Origin of the sequence: Thiomicrospira microaerophila (assembly GCF_023278225.1) — a bacterium.
GTDB lineage: Bacteria > Pseudomonadota > Gammaproteobacteria > Thiomicrospirales > Thiomicrospiraceae > Thiomicrospira > Thiomicrospira microaerophila_A.
The window spans coordinates 873,667-888,212 of record NZ_CP070959.1; the positions used below are offsets into that span (position 1 = coordinate 873,667).

Annotated in this window: 15 protein-coding genes; all 15 read left to right on the forward strand. The window is 43.2% G+C overall.

The window, feature by feature from the left end; all coding sequences use genetic code 11:
- The first annotated feature begins 125 nt into the window (after nt 1-125).
- Nucleotides 126-2,777 carry a DNA gyrase subunit A gene (gene gyrA, locus JX580_RS04235; protein WP_248851558.1) on the forward strand — a complete coding sequence of 884 codons (2,652 nt, stop codon included), beginning with the start codon at nt 126-128 and terminating at the stop codon, nt 2,775-2,777.
- A gap of 7 nt (nt 2,778-2,784) precedes the next feature.
- Entirely contained in the window at nt 2,785-3,855 is a 1,071-nt protein-coding gene (gene serC, locus JX580_RS04240) for a 3-phosphoserine/phosphohydroxythreonine transaminase (RefSeq protein ID WP_248851560.1), read from the forward strand.
- A gap of 24 nt (nt 3,856-3,879) precedes the next feature.
- A complete protein-coding gene (gene pheA / locus JX580_RS04245; RefSeq protein WP_248851562.1) occupies nt 3,880-4,983 on the forward strand; it encodes a prephenate dehydratase in 1,104 nt (367 codons plus the stop codon).
- A gap of 37 nt (nt 4,984-5,020) precedes the next feature.
- A complete protein-coding gene (gene hisC / locus JX580_RS04250; RefSeq protein ID WP_248851564.1) occupies nt 5,021-6,118 on the forward strand; it encodes a histidinol-phosphate transaminase in 1,098 nt (365 codons plus the stop codon).
- A 3-nt stretch (nt 6,119-6,121) separates the two neighbouring features.
- Nucleotides 6,122-6,991 (forward strand): prephenate dehydrogenase, encoded by an 870-nt coding sequence (locus tag JX580_RS04255; RefSeq protein ID WP_248851566.1) that lies wholly within the window; start codon nt 6,122-6,124, stop codon nt 6,989-6,991.
- Between the two features lie 50 nt (nt 6,992-7,041).
- Nucleotides 7,042-8,376, forward strand: coding sequence for a 3-phosphoshikimate 1-carboxyvinyltransferase (gene aroA / locus JX580_RS04260; RefSeq protein WP_248851568.1), 1,335 nt, complete (start codon nt 7,042-7,044; stop codon nt 8,374-8,376).
- A gap of 1 nt (nt 8,377) precedes the next feature.
- Entirely contained in the window at nt 8,378-9,034 is a 657-nt protein-coding gene (gene cmk, locus JX580_RS04265) for a (d)CMP kinase (RefSeq protein WP_248851569.1), read from the forward strand.
- Between the two features lie 113 nt (nt 9,035-9,147).
- Nucleotides 9,148-10,806, forward strand: coding sequence for a 30S ribosomal protein S1 (gene rpsA, locus JX580_RS04270; protein WP_248851570.1), 1,659 nt, complete (start codon nt 9,148-9,150; stop codon nt 10,804-10,806).
- 112 nt (nt 10,807-10,918) lie between these two features.
- Nucleotides 10,919-11,224, forward strand: coding sequence for an integration host factor subunit beta (locus JX580_RS04275; protein ID WP_248851571.1), 306 nt, complete (start codon nt 10,919-10,921; stop codon nt 11,222-11,224).
- Between the two features lie 15 nt (nt 11,225-11,239).
- On the forward strand, nt 11,240-11,596 hold the full coding sequence (locus JX580_RS04280) for a LapA family protein (protein WP_248851572.1): 357 nt from the start codon (nt 11,240-11,242) through the stop codon (nt 11,594-11,596).
- 43 nt (nt 11,597-11,639) lie between these two features.
- The gene (gene pyrF / locus JX580_RS04285) at nt 11,640-12,332 is read left to right on the forward strand and encodes an orotidine-5'-phosphate decarboxylase (protein ID WP_248851573.1); all 693 of its coding nucleotides are present in this window, start codon (nt 11,640-11,642) and stop codon (nt 12,330-12,332) included.
- A gap of 146 nt (nt 12,333-12,478) precedes the next feature.
- A complete protein-coding gene (gene rpsF / locus JX580_RS04290) occupies nt 12,479-12,832 on the forward strand; it encodes a 30S ribosomal protein S6 (RefSeq protein WP_248851574.1) in 354 nt (117 codons plus the stop codon).
- Between the two features lie 11 nt (nt 12,833-12,843).
- A complete protein-coding gene (rpsR, locus tag JX580_RS04295; protein WP_044406184.1) occupies nt 12,844-13,071 on the forward strand; it encodes a 30S ribosomal protein S18 in 228 nt (75 codons plus the stop codon).
- 21 nt (nt 13,072-13,092) lie between these two features.
- Nucleotides 13,093-13,989: a DUF2232 domain-containing protein gene (locus tag JX580_RS04300; RefSeq protein ID WP_248851575.1), complete on the forward strand. Its 897-nt coding sequence runs from the start codon at nt 13,093-13,095 to the stop codon at nt 13,987-13,989.
- An 8-nt stretch (nt 13,990-13,997) separates the two neighbouring features.
- Complete coding sequence (gene rplI, locus JX580_RS04305) at nt 13,998-14,444, forward strand: 50S ribosomal protein L9 (RefSeq protein ID WP_248851576.1); 447 nt, start codon at nt 13,998-14,000, stop codon at nt 14,442-14,444.
- Nucleotides 14,445-14,546: the final 102 nt, after the last annotated feature.

The window sequence follows — 14,546 nt, forward strand, 5'->3', positions numbered from 1 at the left end:
GGGGGTTATTCTACTGGATAAAGGCGGCTTAGTTGTCGGTAATTTTTTCATTTGCAGTCCAAACTGAAGGGGTATTTAGGTTATAATGCGCAATTCATAGATTATAAATTGAGATTGGATCGTCCATGTCAGATTTTGCACGTGAAATACACCCGATATCGCTAGAAGAAGAAATGAAACAGTCCTATTTGAGTTATGCGATGAGCGTAATCATAGGACGTGCCTTGCCTGATGTGCGTGATGGCCTCAAGCCGGTTCACCGTCGTGTTCTCTATGCGATGAATGAATTGCATAATGACTGGAATAAGCCCTATAAAAAGTCGGCACGTGTGGTCGGGGATGTGATCGGTAAATACCATCCTCATGGTGATACCGCGGTTTACGACACGATTGTTCGTATGGCCCAGCCTTTTTCCCTGCGTTATATGTTGGTTGATGGTCAAGGGAACTTTGGTTCGATTGATGGCGATAACCCTGCTGCGATGCGTTATACAGAAGTTAGGATGGCAAAAATCGCGCATGAGTTGCTGGCGGATCTTGAAAAAGAAACCGTTGATTTTACGCCTAACTATGATGGTTCTGAACATGAACCGAATGTGCTTCCCAGTCGTATTCCTAATCTTTTGGTCAATGGCTCAGCCGGTATTGCTGTGGGCATGGCGACTAACATTCCGCCCCATAATCTTGTTGAAACCATTAATGCCTGTATTGCGCTGATCGATCAACCTGAAATTGATGTAACCGGTTTGATGGAGCATATTCCCGGTCCTGATTTCCCAACACAGGGTATTATCAATGGGACACGCGGTATTCGTGAGGCCTATGAAACCGGGCGTGGGCGTGTTCAAATCCGTGCGCGTTATTTTATCGAAACCGATAAATCCGGCAAACAGGCGATTATCGTTAATGAAATTCCTTACCAAGTTAACAAAGCAAAATTAATTGAGCGTATTGCTGAGTTAATCAAAGAAAAGAAGATTGAGGGGATTACCGCATTACGTGACGAGTCTGATAAGGACGGCATGCGGATCGTAATTGAGTTACGCCGCGGCGAAGTCGCTGAGGTGATGGTAAACAACCTGTATAAGTTGACTTCAATGCAAACGGTGTTTGGTGTGAATATGGTTGCGCTGATTAATGGGCAACCTAAATTACTTAATCTTAAAGAAATTATTACTGCCTTTGTGCGTCATCGCCGCGAAGTAGTGACGCGTCGGACGATTTTTGATTTGCGCAAAGCGCGTGAGAAAGCGCATTTGCTTGAAGGTTTAGCGGTTGCCTTAAGCAATATTGATGAAATGATTGAGCTTATTAAGTCATCACCGACGCCCCAAATTGCTAAGGATCGGATGTTGGAGCGTAATTGGCCAGCCGGTAATGTGATCCAGTTGCTTGAGAGAGTGGAGGCTAATGACACGCGCCCTGAAGATTTGGGTACCGGTTTTGGTATGGTCGAAGCGGATATTTACCGCTTGTCGCCGACCCAAGCACAAGCTATTTTAGAAATGCGTTTACATCGTTTAACCGGCTTAGAACAAGATAAAATTCTTGAGGAATACAAGGGTTTAATTGCAAAAATATTTGAATTCCTTGAGATTCTCCGTAACCCTGATCGTTTAACCGAAGTGGTGCGTGACGAATTGATTGAGGTGCGTGATCAATATGGTGATGCGCGTCGAACAGAAATTGATCATGCTTATGTGGATTTGGATCAAGAAGACTTGATTGCAGTCGAAGACCGAATTATTACCCTGTCGCAAGACGGCTATATCAAAACCCAACCTCTCAGCGACTATCGTGCTCAAAAGCGTGGCGGGCGCGGTAAGTCAGCCAGTGCGATGAAAGAAGAAGATCAAGTGGGTCAAATCTTGGTGGCCAGTACCCATGATATGTTGTTGTGTTTTTCGAATCGCGGCAAGCTTTATTGGAAAAAAACCTGGCAGTTACCCCTTGCTAGTCGTGGTTCGAAAGGTAAGCCGATTGTAAACGTATTCCCGTTGGAAGAAGGTGAGAGTATTTCGGCGATTTTGCCAGTTAGCGAATTTGACGATGAACATTTCGTATTTATGGCGACCAAACATGCCGTGGTTAAGCGCGTGGCTTTGTCTGATTTTTCACGTCCACGCGCTAACGGTATTATTGCGCTTGATTTATTAGACGGTGATGAACTGGTAGGTACGGCCTTAACCAATGGTGAGCAGGAGGTGATGCTGTTTGCAAATGGTGGTAAAGCCATCCGCTTTAAAGAATCTGATGCGCGTGTTATGGGGCGCACCGCTCGTGGGGTGCGTGGCATGAAGTTGGCAGAGGGTCAGCAGGTGATTAGCATGCAAATCGCGATGCCGGAGACCTTGATTTTAACCGCGACCGAGCATGGTTTTGGTAAGTGTACGCCTGTCGATGATTATTCGACCATTAATCGTGGTGGTCAGGGTGTCATTTCGATTAAAACATCTGAGCGTAACGGTCAGGTCGTGTCTGCAGTAACCGTGACACCGGATCAAGAAGCGGTACTGATTACCAATAAGGCAACACTGGTTCGTATTCGTGTTGGTGATATTTCAGTGGTGGGTCGAAACACTCAGGGCGTGAAATTAATCAATGTAGGTAAGGATGAGGTCGTGGTAGGTTTGGCTGTGGTGAATGTGTCTGAAGAGGAGGGTGATCTTGACTCTGAAACACAGGCTGAAGCCATCGATAGGCAGATTGAATCTCAGGGTATCGAACAGAATGATACATCGTTAGATGAGATTGAAGATAACAAAGAGTCGGAGTAATAACTTAATGTCAAGAGCATTTAACTTCAGTGCCGGGCCTGCAATGTTGCCAGAATCGGTCATTAAACAAGCCGAACAGGAACTATTAAACTGGAATGACTCCGGCATGTCGGTGATGGAAGTCAGTCACCGTTCGGTTGAATACATGGCGATGGCGAAAAATGCTGAGCAAACACTGCGCGAAATTATGGCGATTCCGGATAACTATAAGGTTTTGTTTTTGCACGGTGGCGCATCTTTACAATTTAGTGCCATCCCGCTTAATTTAACCCAGCCCGGCGATACGGCTGATTATTTTGACACAGGTGTCTGGTCCGCTAAAGCGATTAAAGAGGCGCAAAAGTATTGTCACGTCAATCAGGTATGTCAAAACCATCAACGTATCCCTGATACCTCAGACTGGAAGTTGTCCGCTAAGGCCAAGTATGTGCATTACACGCCAAACGAAACCATTGGTGGGCTAGAGTTTTTATCGGTGCCGGATGTGGGTGATGTGCCCTTGATAGCAGATATGTCTTCAACGATCCTATCGCGTCCGGTTGATGTATCAAAGTTTGGGGTGATCTATGCCGGGGCGCAAAAAAATATTGGCCCAGCGGGTTTGGCGATTGCGATTGTTCGTGAAGATTTAATCGGCCAGGAGCGTGATATAACGCCTAATCTATTGAACTGGAAACTTTGTGCTGATAACGACTCAATGTTTAACACCCCGCCTACTTTTGGTTGGTATTTAGCAGGCCTGGTATTTGATTGGATTAAAGACCAAGGCGGCTTGAATGCAATGGCGCATCACAACGAGACCAAGGCTAATAAGCTCTATCAGGCGATTGATAGTATTGATTTTTATGCTAACCCAGTTGAACCTTCACAAAGATCATGGATGAATGTGCCTTTTACACTGAAAAATCCTGAGTTAGACGGTTTGTTTTTGCAGCAAGCTAAAGAAGCGGGTCTGTTTAATCTGAAAGGGCATAAACTGGTAGGTGGAATGCGCGCCAGTATTTATAACGCGATGCCTATTGAGGGTGTCGATGCGTTGATTGATTTTATGCGTGATTTTGCTCAAGCACACGCTTAGTAGCTTTAGAAGAGGATTGAGGTTTTGACGCAGACGGAACATGAAGCCCAGCAACTGAACGAAATTCGCCAGCAAATTGATGCCCTAGACGAGAAAATTCAACAGCTCATCACACAGCGCGCGCTTTGCGCGCAAAAAGTGGCAGACATTAAAACTCAAGGCGGTAGGGTTGAAGCCGTTTTTTATCGTCCTGAACGCGAAGCACAGGTTTTACGCGCTGTCAGAGAGCGCAACACCAGTTTGTTGTCAGATGATGTGATGGCACGTCTGTTTCGTGAAATCATGTCGGCTTGTTTAGCCTTGGAGCAGCCACTAAAGGTTGCTTATTTAGGTCCTGAAGGCAGCTTTACCCATGCCGCGACCTTAAAACAATTTGGTTCGTTTGCGCAACCTTATCCCGTGTCAACCATTGATGAGGTTTTTAAGGCAGTCGAAGAGGGTGAAGTCAACTATGGTCTGGTACCGGTTGAAAACTCAACCGAGGGGGTGGTTAACGCCACCCAAGATAACCTTATTCGTATGACTGCACAGGTTACCGGCGAGCTTGATTTAGCGATTCATCATTGTTTATTGTCTCAAACGTCAGATTTAACTCAGATCAAAAAAGTGGTGGCGCATCCTCAAGCCTTGGGGCAGTGTAGACGCTGGTTGCAAAATAACCTGCCTGGTGTTGAACTTGAAGCGGTTGATTCTAATGCGCTGGCTGCCAAAATGGCTCAAGCTGATAATGCGTTGGCCGCCATTGCATCTGAGCAGGCAGCGGTACTCTATCAACTGCGGATTTTGAAGGCTCGTGTAGAAGACAAGCAAGACAACACCACTAAGTTTTGGGTGATAGGTAAAGAAAAACCGCTCGCTAGTGGGCGGGATAAAACAGCATTGGTGTTGTCTCTAGCTAATAAGGCGGGAGCCTTACATCAGATTCTTGAAAGTTTTGCTAAGCGCGATATCAGTATGACGCGAATTGTTTCGAGACCTTCTACTAACAAAAAATGGGATTATGTGTTTTTTATAGATATTTTAGGTCATCAGTTTGATGAAAGGGTCGCGGATGCTTTAAAAGAGGTTGAGCAGCAGGCGCACTTCTTTAAATTGCTTGGCTCTTATCCCATTTCACCTATGGATTAGTTTTTTAATTTCATTCACCTTAATGACGAGAACGTTTATGAGCGGCTTATTTCAGCAGCAGATACAACCTCAAATTCAATCAATTAAACCCTATATTCCTGGCAAGCCTGTTAGTGAGTTGCAAAGAGAGTTGGGCTTGAGCCATATCACTAAGCTTGCCTCAAACGAAAACCCACTTGGCGCGAGTGAGCGTGCGCTTGCTGCATTGGAAATTGCACTTAAAGATGTGGGTCGCTACCCAGATGGTAATGGCTATTATTTGCGTTCTACCTTGGCTGTAATGAATGAGGTTGAACTTAACCAAGTTATGATAGGCAACGGTTCCAACGAATTATTGGAACTGATTGGGCGAGTGTTTGCCGGTCCAGGTGATGAAATTATTTTCTCTCAGTATGGCTTTGCCGTTTATCCGATTACTGCCCAAATCGTAGGTGCGACCCCTGTAGAGGTGGCTGCTAAGGATTATGGGCATGATCTAACGGCGATGGCGAATGCGGTTACTGAGCGTACGAAGATTATTTATTTAGCTAATCCGAATAACCCAACCGGAACCTGCTTTGGCAAGGAAGATTGGGAGGCATTTATTCAATCAATTCCTGAAAGGGTAATTGTGGTTTTGGATGAGGCTTATTTAGAATATGTTGACCAAGCCGATTACCCTAATGGTTTGGCTTATTTAAACCAATACCCTAACCTTGTGTTGTCACGTACCTTTTCAAAGGCTTATGGTCTTGCTTCTTTGCGTGTAGGTTATATGTTAGCGAGTGAGGAGATCATTTCCTATGTTAACCGTTTGCGAGCGCCGTTTAATGTGAATCATTTTGCGCAGGTTGCCGCCGTTGCCGCCTTGCAAGATCAACAGTTTGTTCAGCAAACTGTTGAACTGAATCGTCAAGGTATGAAGCAACTAGTTAAAGCCCTGTCGGAGTTTAACTTGACCATTATTCCTTCACAAGGAAATTTTATTTGTGTCAATTTTGGCGCAAGAGCCGCAGAGATTAATCAGGGATTATTACAACAGGGTGTGATTGTTCGCCCTGTTGCCAACTATGGTTTGGTTGACTTTTTGAGAGTATCCATAGGTAACCAAAATGAAAACCAGCACTTTGTTGATGCCTTAGCTAAGGTCTTATAGCAAATGCGCGTTCAACGTTTAGCCATTATTGGTGTAGGTCTTATCGGCGGCTCTTTTTCCCTTAAGCTAAAGCAACTCGGACTGGTTGATGAAGTTGTAGGTTATGGCCGTAATATAGAAAATCTTGAAAAAGCCCTACAGTTAGGCGTTATTGATCGATTTGAGTCGAAACTTCATGATGCGGTTAAAGATGCTGACTTGGTTGTGTTAGCGGTTCCTTTATCCGCTATTGCACCGATTTATGCCGAAATGGCTCAGGGATTAAAGCCTGGAGCGGTTGTTACTGATGTTGGCAGTGCAAAAAGTCGTGTGGTGGCTGAAGTGGAGGAAGCACTTGGTTTTCAACCCGTTTGCTTTGTTCCAGGGCATCCTATTGCTGGGCGTGAAAAGAGTGGTGTTGAAGCGGCTGAAGCGGATTTATATGTCGATCATCGCGTTATTTTAACGCCTCAGGATTATACACAGCATGAAGCCGTTAACTTGGTTGAATCTTTATGGCAAGCGGTGGGAGCTAAGGTATCACGGATGACGGCTCGTTATCATGATGAGGTTTTTGCAGCAACCAGTCACCTCCCGCATATGTTGGCTTTTGCGCTGGTTGATATGTTGAACGACCATCCTGAATTAGGGAATGTGTTTCAATACACAGCGGGTGGATTTCGTGATTTTACTCGGATTGCTTCTAGTGATGCGACCATGTGGCGAGATATTGCTCTACAAAACTCAACAGCGATTGTTTATTGGTTATCTGCATACCAAGCTGAATTAGCAAAACTGGCTGACATGATAGAAAAACAGCAGTCGGATAGGTTATATGACTTGTTTGTCAAAGCCAAGTCTGCACGTGATCAGCACATAGTCAATAAACAATAAATTATAAACATGCATTCATTATCATTTTTAATATAAAGTAAGTCAACACTATGAAAAATATACGCTTTATTGTTCAGCCGGGGGGGTCTATAACAGGACGAATTCGTGTTCCTGGTGATAAATCTATTTCGCATCGCAGCATAATGCTGGGTTCACTTGCCGAAGGCGTCACGACGGTGACCGGTTTTTTAGAGGGTGAAGATAGTCTTGCAACCCTAAAAGCTTTTCAAGCGATGGGTGTCGAAATTCAAGGACCGTCAGACGGAAAGGTAACGATTCATGGCGTTGGGTTAAAAGGGCTTAAGCAACCGAACCATTCTCTAAATATGGGTAATTCCGGTACCTCAATGCGTTTGCTCAGTGGCATTATTGCGGGTCAAGCTTTTGCTTCCGAGTTAACGGGTGATGCGTCTTTAAGCAAACGCCCGATGAAGAGGGTGATTGACCCTTTAACCTTAATGGGTGCAAAAATTGAAAGCCAGGACAAAGGCTTGCCACCGCTTAAAATTCAAGGAAGTGAGCAGTTGAACGCAATTGATTACACGCTCCCTATGGCCAGTGCACAGGTAAAGTCTTGCGTGTTATTGGCAGGTTTGTATGCGCAAGGCACTACACGCGTTGTAGAGCCTGCGCCCACACGTGACCACACAGAGCGTATGTTGCGTGGATTCGGTTATCAGGTAAGCACTAATAAGCTTGATGCCTTGGCTACTGAAATCACCTTGCAAGGCGGCGGGCGTTTGACTGCAACCCATATTGATGTGCCTTCGGATATCTCTTCAGCCGCTTTTTATATGGTAGCGGCATCCATTGCACCGGGTTCTGATTTGGTGATTGAGCATGTGGGTATTAACCCAACTCGTACAGGTGTTATTGATATTTTAAAGCTAATGGGGGCTAATATAACGCTTGAAAATCAGCGTGAAGTTGGCGGAGAACCGGTTGCAGATATTCATGTACGTGCGGCACAGTTAAAAGGGATTGCTATTCCAGAAGCCTTAGTTCCATTGGCTATTGATGAGTTTCCAGTGTTGTTTGTTGCTGCATCGGCGGCGCAGGGTACAACGGTGTTAACCGGTGCAGAAGAATTACGCGTTAAAGAGTCTGATCGTATTCAAGTGATGGCAGATGCTCTACAAGCGGTGGGTATCGATGCACAACCTACTGAAGATGGCATGATTGTTCATGGTGGACAACAGAAACCTCAGGCAAGCGAAATTATTAGCCACCATGATCATCGCATATCAATGGCGATGACCGTAGCGGGTTTAACGGCGGTAGCACCAATTACCATTGAAGATTGTGCCAATGTGAATACCTCTTTCCCACGCTTTATAGAGCTTGCTAACTCTGTTGGTCTTCGTGTGGCCTCGGAGTCAATTTAAGATGGTAAACATAATTACCATTGATGGACCAAGTGGTGTAGGCAAAGGCACACTATGTCAATTGCTTTGTGAGTATACCGGTTATCATTTTTTAGACAGCGGGGCGATCTATCGCACCTTAGCCTATGGAGCGTTAGCGCAAAATCTTCAGCCGGATGATCAAGCAGGCCTGGTCGCTTTAGCAGAAATGCTACCTGTTGAATTTATAGATGGAAAAGTGCTTTACAAAAAAGAAGATATTAGTCTTTCGATTCGTAATGAGCAGGTTGCGGGTATGGCATCCAAAATTGCGGCCCTACCTGAGGTGAGAACTGCATTATTGCAACGTCAAAAAGATTTTGCACAATCGCCAGGCCTGGTTGCGGATGGTCGGGATATGGGTACGGTGGTTTTCCCGCAAGCAAAAATAAAACTTTTTTTAACCGCTTCTGCCCAAGTTCGCGCAGAAAGACGCGTTAACCAGTTGAAAAATCAAGGTGTTACTGCTAATATTGTACAAATTATTCAGGATATTGTTGAACGTGACCAACGCGATGCATCGCGTTCGGTAGCGCCATTGGTACCTGCATCAGATGCAATTGTCATTGATACTAGTGAGTTAGATATAGCGCAAGTATTTGATAATGCAAAACAAATTCTACAAAAATGTGGGATATGACGACCTAGCCAATGATTGGGGAATTGGCTTTTTTTAACTGACCCGAGTTGTTTTACTTGCCCCAAAATTGGTAATTCATTCGGTTTTGTAATTTATAATTTGGTAATCCATTCATGAGTGAAACTTTTGCACAGTTATTCGAAGAATCTCTTCAGTTAGACCGTTTTCAAACCGGTGCTTTAATCATTGGTACGGTTGTAGGTATCGACAAAGAAACCGTTATGGTTGATGCAGGCATGAAGTCTGAATCTGCTATCCCAAGAAAGCAATTTGAAGATGCGCAAGGCAATTTAGAAGTTGCTGTTGGCGATGAAGTTGAAGTATGTTTAGAGTCGTTGGAAGATGGCTATGGCGAAACACGTTTATCACGTGAAAAAGCTAAACGTGCTAAGACTTGGGATCGTCTAGAAACTGCCGTTGAAGAAAACGAAACCGTTATCGGTTTAGTAACCGGTAAAGTAAAAGGTGGTTTAACCGTTGATGTTGAAGGCGTACGCGGCTTCTTACCTGGTTCTTTGGTTGACACTCGTCCAATTCGCGACTTTGGCTTCTTGGAAGGTAAAGAAGTTGAGTTGAAACTGGTTAAAATTGATCGCAAGCGCAACAATGTTGTAGTTTCACGTCGCGCAGTGATTGAGCAAGAAAATAGTGCTGAACGTGAAGCATTGCTTTCGAATATGGACGAAGGTTCTGTGCTTAAGGGTATTGTTAAGAATCTTACTGACTACGGTGCATTTATCGATTTGGGCGGTGTTGACGGTTTATTACATATCACTGATATGGCATGGCGTCGCGTTAATCATCCTTCTGAGATTGTACAGGTTGGTGATGAGATTGAAGTACGTGTGCTTAAGTTTGATAAAGAACGTAACCGTGTTTCATTGGGCTTGAAACAAATGGAAGCTGATCCTTGGTCTGATATGGTTGCTCGTTACCCAATTGGTTCTGAAACCGGTGGTAAGGTTGCTAACATCACTGACTACGGCGCATTTGTTGAAATCGAAGATGGTATTGAAGGTTTAGTTCACACTTCTGAATTGGATTGGACTAATCGTAATATTCACCCATCTAAAGTTGTGCATTTGGGTCAAGAAGTTCGCGTGAAAATTTTGGATGTTGATCAAGAGCGTCGTCGTATCTCTCTAAGTATTAAGCAGTGTACTGTTAACCCTTGGGAAAGCTTTGCAGCAACCCATAAGAAAGGTGACAAGATTGCTGGTAACATCAAATCAATTACCGACTTTGGTATCTTTATCGGTCTAGATGGTGGTATTGATGGTTTAGTTCATTTGACTGACATTTCTTGGAACCAAAATGGTGAAGAAGCCATTCGTGACTTTAAGAAAGGTGATGAGCTAGAAACCGTTATTCTTTCTATCGACTCTGAAAGAGAGCGTATCTCTTTAGGTCTGAAACAGCTTGAGCAAGATCCTTTCTCACAGTATGTTGCGACCAATGGTAAAAATGCGATCGTTGAAGGTGTCGTTAAGTCTGTTGATGACAAGGGTGCAGTTATTGATCTAGCTGAAGAAGTTGAAGGTTACCTTCGTGCTTCAGAATTGAATGAAGATACTCGTGATGCATCTAGCGTTTTGAAAGTTGGTGATAAGGTTGAAGCTAAAATCACTAATATCGATCGTAAGAGTCGCAGTGTTTCTTTGTCTGTTAAAGCAAAAGACAAGCAAGAAGAAGCCGATGCGATCAAGGGTTATACTGCAACTCAAGATCAAGCAACTAACACGCTGGGTGATTTGTTGAAAGGTCAACTTTAAGTCTGACAATTTATTTAATCAGTGGTTTTATAGCTGATAAATAGTTGGTCGTTCAGCCCCGATTAAAAGGGGCTGTTCTTCATATCTTAGTGAGAACTTAAAGAGAATAATAATGACCAAGTCGGAATTAATAGAACTTATTGCTAGAAAGCAAACTCACTTACCACAGAAAGATGTTGAAATAGCGGTTAATCAAATTCTTGAATCAATGGTCGATGCTTTGGCCCAAGACAACAGAATAGAAATCCGTGGTTTTGGAAGCTTTTGTTTGCATCACAGAAAAGCGCGCTTAGGTAGAAATCCTAAAACTGGCGAGTCAGTAGAGCTCAATGAAAAGCGAGTACCTCACTTTAAACCAGGCAAAGCTTTGCGTGAGCAGGTAGATGCTTTAAAAACAAAAACAGATATTCTGTGTTAAATAAGGATTAAGTGGATGATCGGTAAGTTGCTCTCATTAATTATGCTTGTTGCATTTATAGTGCTGGGTGTTTTACTAGGTTCACTTAACTCGACACTTGTGCCGTTTGATTACTATTTTGATCAGCGGCACATTCCTTTATCAATCTTGATTAGTATTTCATTTATTGCAGGTCTTTTGCTTGCCGGTATTTTTGTTTTTGTTCAGGTGATTCGGCTTAAATGGCATAATCGTAAATTATTAAAAAAAATAAAAAATCAATCTAACGAGATTATTGAATTAAAAAAGAAGTTACACCAAGAGGCACGTGATCAGTCTATCTCTGCCAATCCGAATTCTCACGTTGTACTTTCCTCTCAAAACCAATCTTAATTAGTTTTTAGCTAATATTCTACTTTTTAAGGAGTAAAGCAAGATGCCTTCAAATCGCGTCATTGTTGCCTTGGATTATGCTAATAAAAATGAAGCTCTTAACTTAGTTAACCAGCTTGATGCCAGTCAATGCAAGTTAAAAGTAGGTAAGGAGCTCTTTGCAATAGCAGGGCCTCAAATAGTTGAAACCTTTGTTGCTAGGGGTTTTGATGTTTTTTTAGATCTTAAATATCATGATATTCCGAATACGGTTGCTATGGCATGTAAAGCCGCTGCCAATATGGGTGTTTGGATGGTCAATGTCCATGCAATGGGCGGCGCCAAAATGATAAGCTTGGCAAAGGAGGCCATTGTTAATAGCTCCCACCAGCCCATTCTAACAGCAGTAACGGTTTTGACCAGTTTTGATCAAGATCAGTTAGCCTCGATTGGCCTGTCTGGAACTATTGAGCAAAATGTTGTTAGATTAGCTAAGCTTGCAAGGGATGCTGGAGCTGATGGTGTGGTATGTTCTGCACTGGAAGTGGCGGTACTTAGATCAGAAATTGGTAAAGATTTTTGTTTAGTTACACCAGGTATTCGTCCGGCCGGTTCAGCGGTGAATGATCAAAATAGAATTATGACTCCAGCCGAAGCGATGGCTGCAGGTTCGGATTATCTGGTTATTGGTCGCCCAATAACTCAGGCAAAAGATCCGTTAGCGAGTTTAATCGCGATTAATGAAAGTTTAGGCTAGTAAATCAGTCTTGCAATAGACTAGTTATTTCATTATAATCGCGACCTTTCATATAGGTAATACCGATATGATTTCCTTGCCTTATTATATTTTGGGATTTCAACAATAAATATAAAAGGCTCAGTTTAGATCCATAAGGAGAGACCATGCGTCATTACGAAGTAATTTTTTTAGTGCACCCTGATCAAAGTGAGCAGGTGCCAGCGATGGTTGAGCGTTATCGTTCAATGATCGAGCAAGCAAACGGAACTATTCATCGTTTAGAAGATTGGGGTCGTCGTCAATTGGCCTACACCATTGATAAGGTTCATAAAGCACATTATATTTTAATGAACATCGAGTGTAATCAAGACACGTTAAGTGAACTTGAAAATGCGTTCTACTATAACGATGCCGTGTTACGTAATATGGTTATCGCGCGTAAAGAAGCGATTGTTGAGCCGTCTGTCATGGCAGGCAAAAAAGATGATAAATCTGATGCCGTTAGCGCGCATAACTAAGGAGAAGTAACATGGCGAAGAATTTTGGTCGTAAAAAATACTGCCGTTTTTCAGCAGAAAACGTAAAAGAAATTGATTATAAAGACCTAGACACGCTACGTGCCTACATTACCGAAACCGGTAAGATTGTACCAAGCCGTATCACAGGTACAAGCGCTAAGTATCAGCGCCAGCTTGCTACGGCAATCAAGCGCGCGCGCGTGCTTGCATTGTTGCCTTATACTGATCAGCATAAATAAGCTTTTTAGGACTTTAACACCATGATTAGCTTAGCAAACTATGTAATGAAGGGGCCTGTTCAGGCTTACCTTGGTACTATTGCATTTGCTTTGTTAGCTATTTGGTTTACCCCCATTGGGTTTGTTGCGGGCGCTATTATTGCTCTAGTTACGCTTAGAGTGGGTGTGATTGACGGCTTAAAAGTAATGACTGCCGCGGCTGTGGTTCATTTGGGTTTATCCGGTTTGTTGTCCGGTAGTTATCTAGCAGGCCTGGTTGTTATTTTAGAGTTTATGTTACCTGTGTGGATATTAGCGCTGGTGCTTAGACAAACCAATTCGCTGGGGGCTGCTTTGCAGTTCGCAGGAATCATGGCTGCAGGTGGTTTGGTGTTTGTTCATCTAATGGTTGGCGATATGCCCGGTTGGTGGATGAATCTGTTTAACCAAGCATTTAGACCTATATTGGATCAAGCTGAAGTTGCTTACTCAATCGAGATGATTGAACAAATGTCTCGTGTGATGACCATGCTATTGGCCATGTTTGCAGTGGTGCTTTGGTTTACTGTTTTGATTACCGGACGTTGGTGGCAAGGTGAATTATATTATCCCGGGCAGTTTCAAAAAGATTTCCATGACATAAGACTTCCAAGAAATGTCGCTATCGCAACAGCGGTTGTTGCGATAGCTAGTATTTTCTTTAATGAGTCTAGTGGTGGCTTACTGGGTGATCTGTTTGGTGTTTTAACCGTGGTGTTAATGTTTCAAGGTTTAGCTATTGCTCATTTTGCAGTAATGAAGAAGCAGATGAGTAACGGTTGGTTAGTCGGTTTATATATATTATTGGCTGTGTTTCCACAGACCGTGTTAGTTTTATCGATCCTAGGATTGGCGGATAATTTTATGGATATTCGCAATCGTATGGTAGAAAGTAAATAGAGGTTTTTATGAACGTTATTCTGCTTGAGAAAGTACAAAATTTAGGTTCTTTGGGTGACCAAGTAACCGTTAAGTCAGGTTACGCACGTAACTTTTTGATTCCACAAGGTAAGGCTAAACCTGCAACTAAAGAGAATGTTGCTGAGTTTGAAGCGCGCCGTGTTGAATTGGAAAAGCAAGCGGCTGAAGCTTTGGCTGCAGCACAAGCTGTATATGAAAAAATGAATGGTATGGTTGTTACTGTTGAAGCGAGCGCGGGTGAAGAGGGTAAGCTTTTCGGTTCAATTGGTACACAAGATATTGCCGATGCGCTTAAAGCATCTGGTTTTGATATTGAGCGTCGTCACGTTCGTCTGCCTGAAGGTGTTTTACGCCATACGGGTACTTTCGAAATTGATGTTCAACTACATACTGATGTGGTTGCTGAAATTACGATTGAAGTTAAAGCTGGATAATCTTTCCTGTTTTACTTTTTTCTTAAAAGCCCCAGTTTTAACTGGGGTTTTTTATAGCTTGACTAAATAAAATAGCCCGCAGGTTTTGATTTTTATCCTTGT

Bases quoted from the DNA above. Each gene is read 5' to 3' on its own strand.
- aroA (WP_248851568.1), top strand. From the start codon at position 7,042: ATGAAAAATATACGCTTTATTGTTCAGCCGGGGGGGTCTATAACAGGA.
- JX580_RS04280 (WP_248851572.1), top strand. From the start codon at position 11,240: ATGATCGGTAAGTTGCTCTCATTAATTATGCTTGTTGCATTTATAGTG.
- rpsF (WP_248851574.1), top strand. From the start codon at position 12,479: ATGCGTCATTACGAAGTAATTTTTTTAGTGCACCCTGATCAAAGTGAG.
- hisC (WP_248851564.1), top strand. From the start codon at position 5,021: ATGAGCGGCTTATTTCAGCAGCAGATACAACCTCAAATTCAATCAATT.
- rplI (WP_248851576.1), top strand. From the start codon at position 13,998: ATGAACGTTATTCTGCTTGAGAAAGTACAAAATTTAGGTTCTTTGGGT.
- pyrF (WP_248851573.1), top strand. From the start codon at position 11,640: ATGCCTTCAAATCGCGTCATTGTTGCCTTGGATTATGCTAATAAAAAT.
- JX580_RS04255 (WP_248851566.1), top strand. From the start codon at position 6,122: ATGCGCGTTCAACGTTTAGCCATTATTGGTGTAGGTCTTATCGGCGGC.
- cmk (WP_248851569.1), top strand. From the start codon at position 8,378: ATGGTAAACATAATTACCATTGATGGACCAAGTGGTGTAGGCAAAGGC.
- rpsA (WP_248851570.1), top strand. From the start codon at position 9,148: ATGAGTGAAACTTTTGCACAGTTATTCGAAGAATCTCTTCAGTTAGAC.
- gyrA (WP_248851558.1), top strand. From the start codon at position 126: ATGTCAGATTTTGCACGTGAAATACACCCGATATCGCTAGAAGAAGAA.
- JX580_RS04275 (WP_248851571.1), top strand. From the start codon at position 10,919: ATGACCAAGTCGGAATTAATAGAACTTATTGCTAGAAAGCAAACTCAC.
- JX580_RS04300 (WP_248851575.1), top strand. From the start codon at position 13,093: ATGATTAGCTTAGCAAACTATGTAATGAAGGGGCCTGTTCAGGCTTAC.
- rpsR (WP_044406184.1), top strand. From the start codon at position 12,844: ATGGCGAAGAATTTTGGTCGTAAAAAATACTGCCGTTTTTCAGCAGAA.
- serC (WP_248851560.1), top strand. From the start codon at position 2,785: ATGTCAAGAGCATTTAACTTCAGTGCCGGGCCTGCAATGTTGCCAGAA.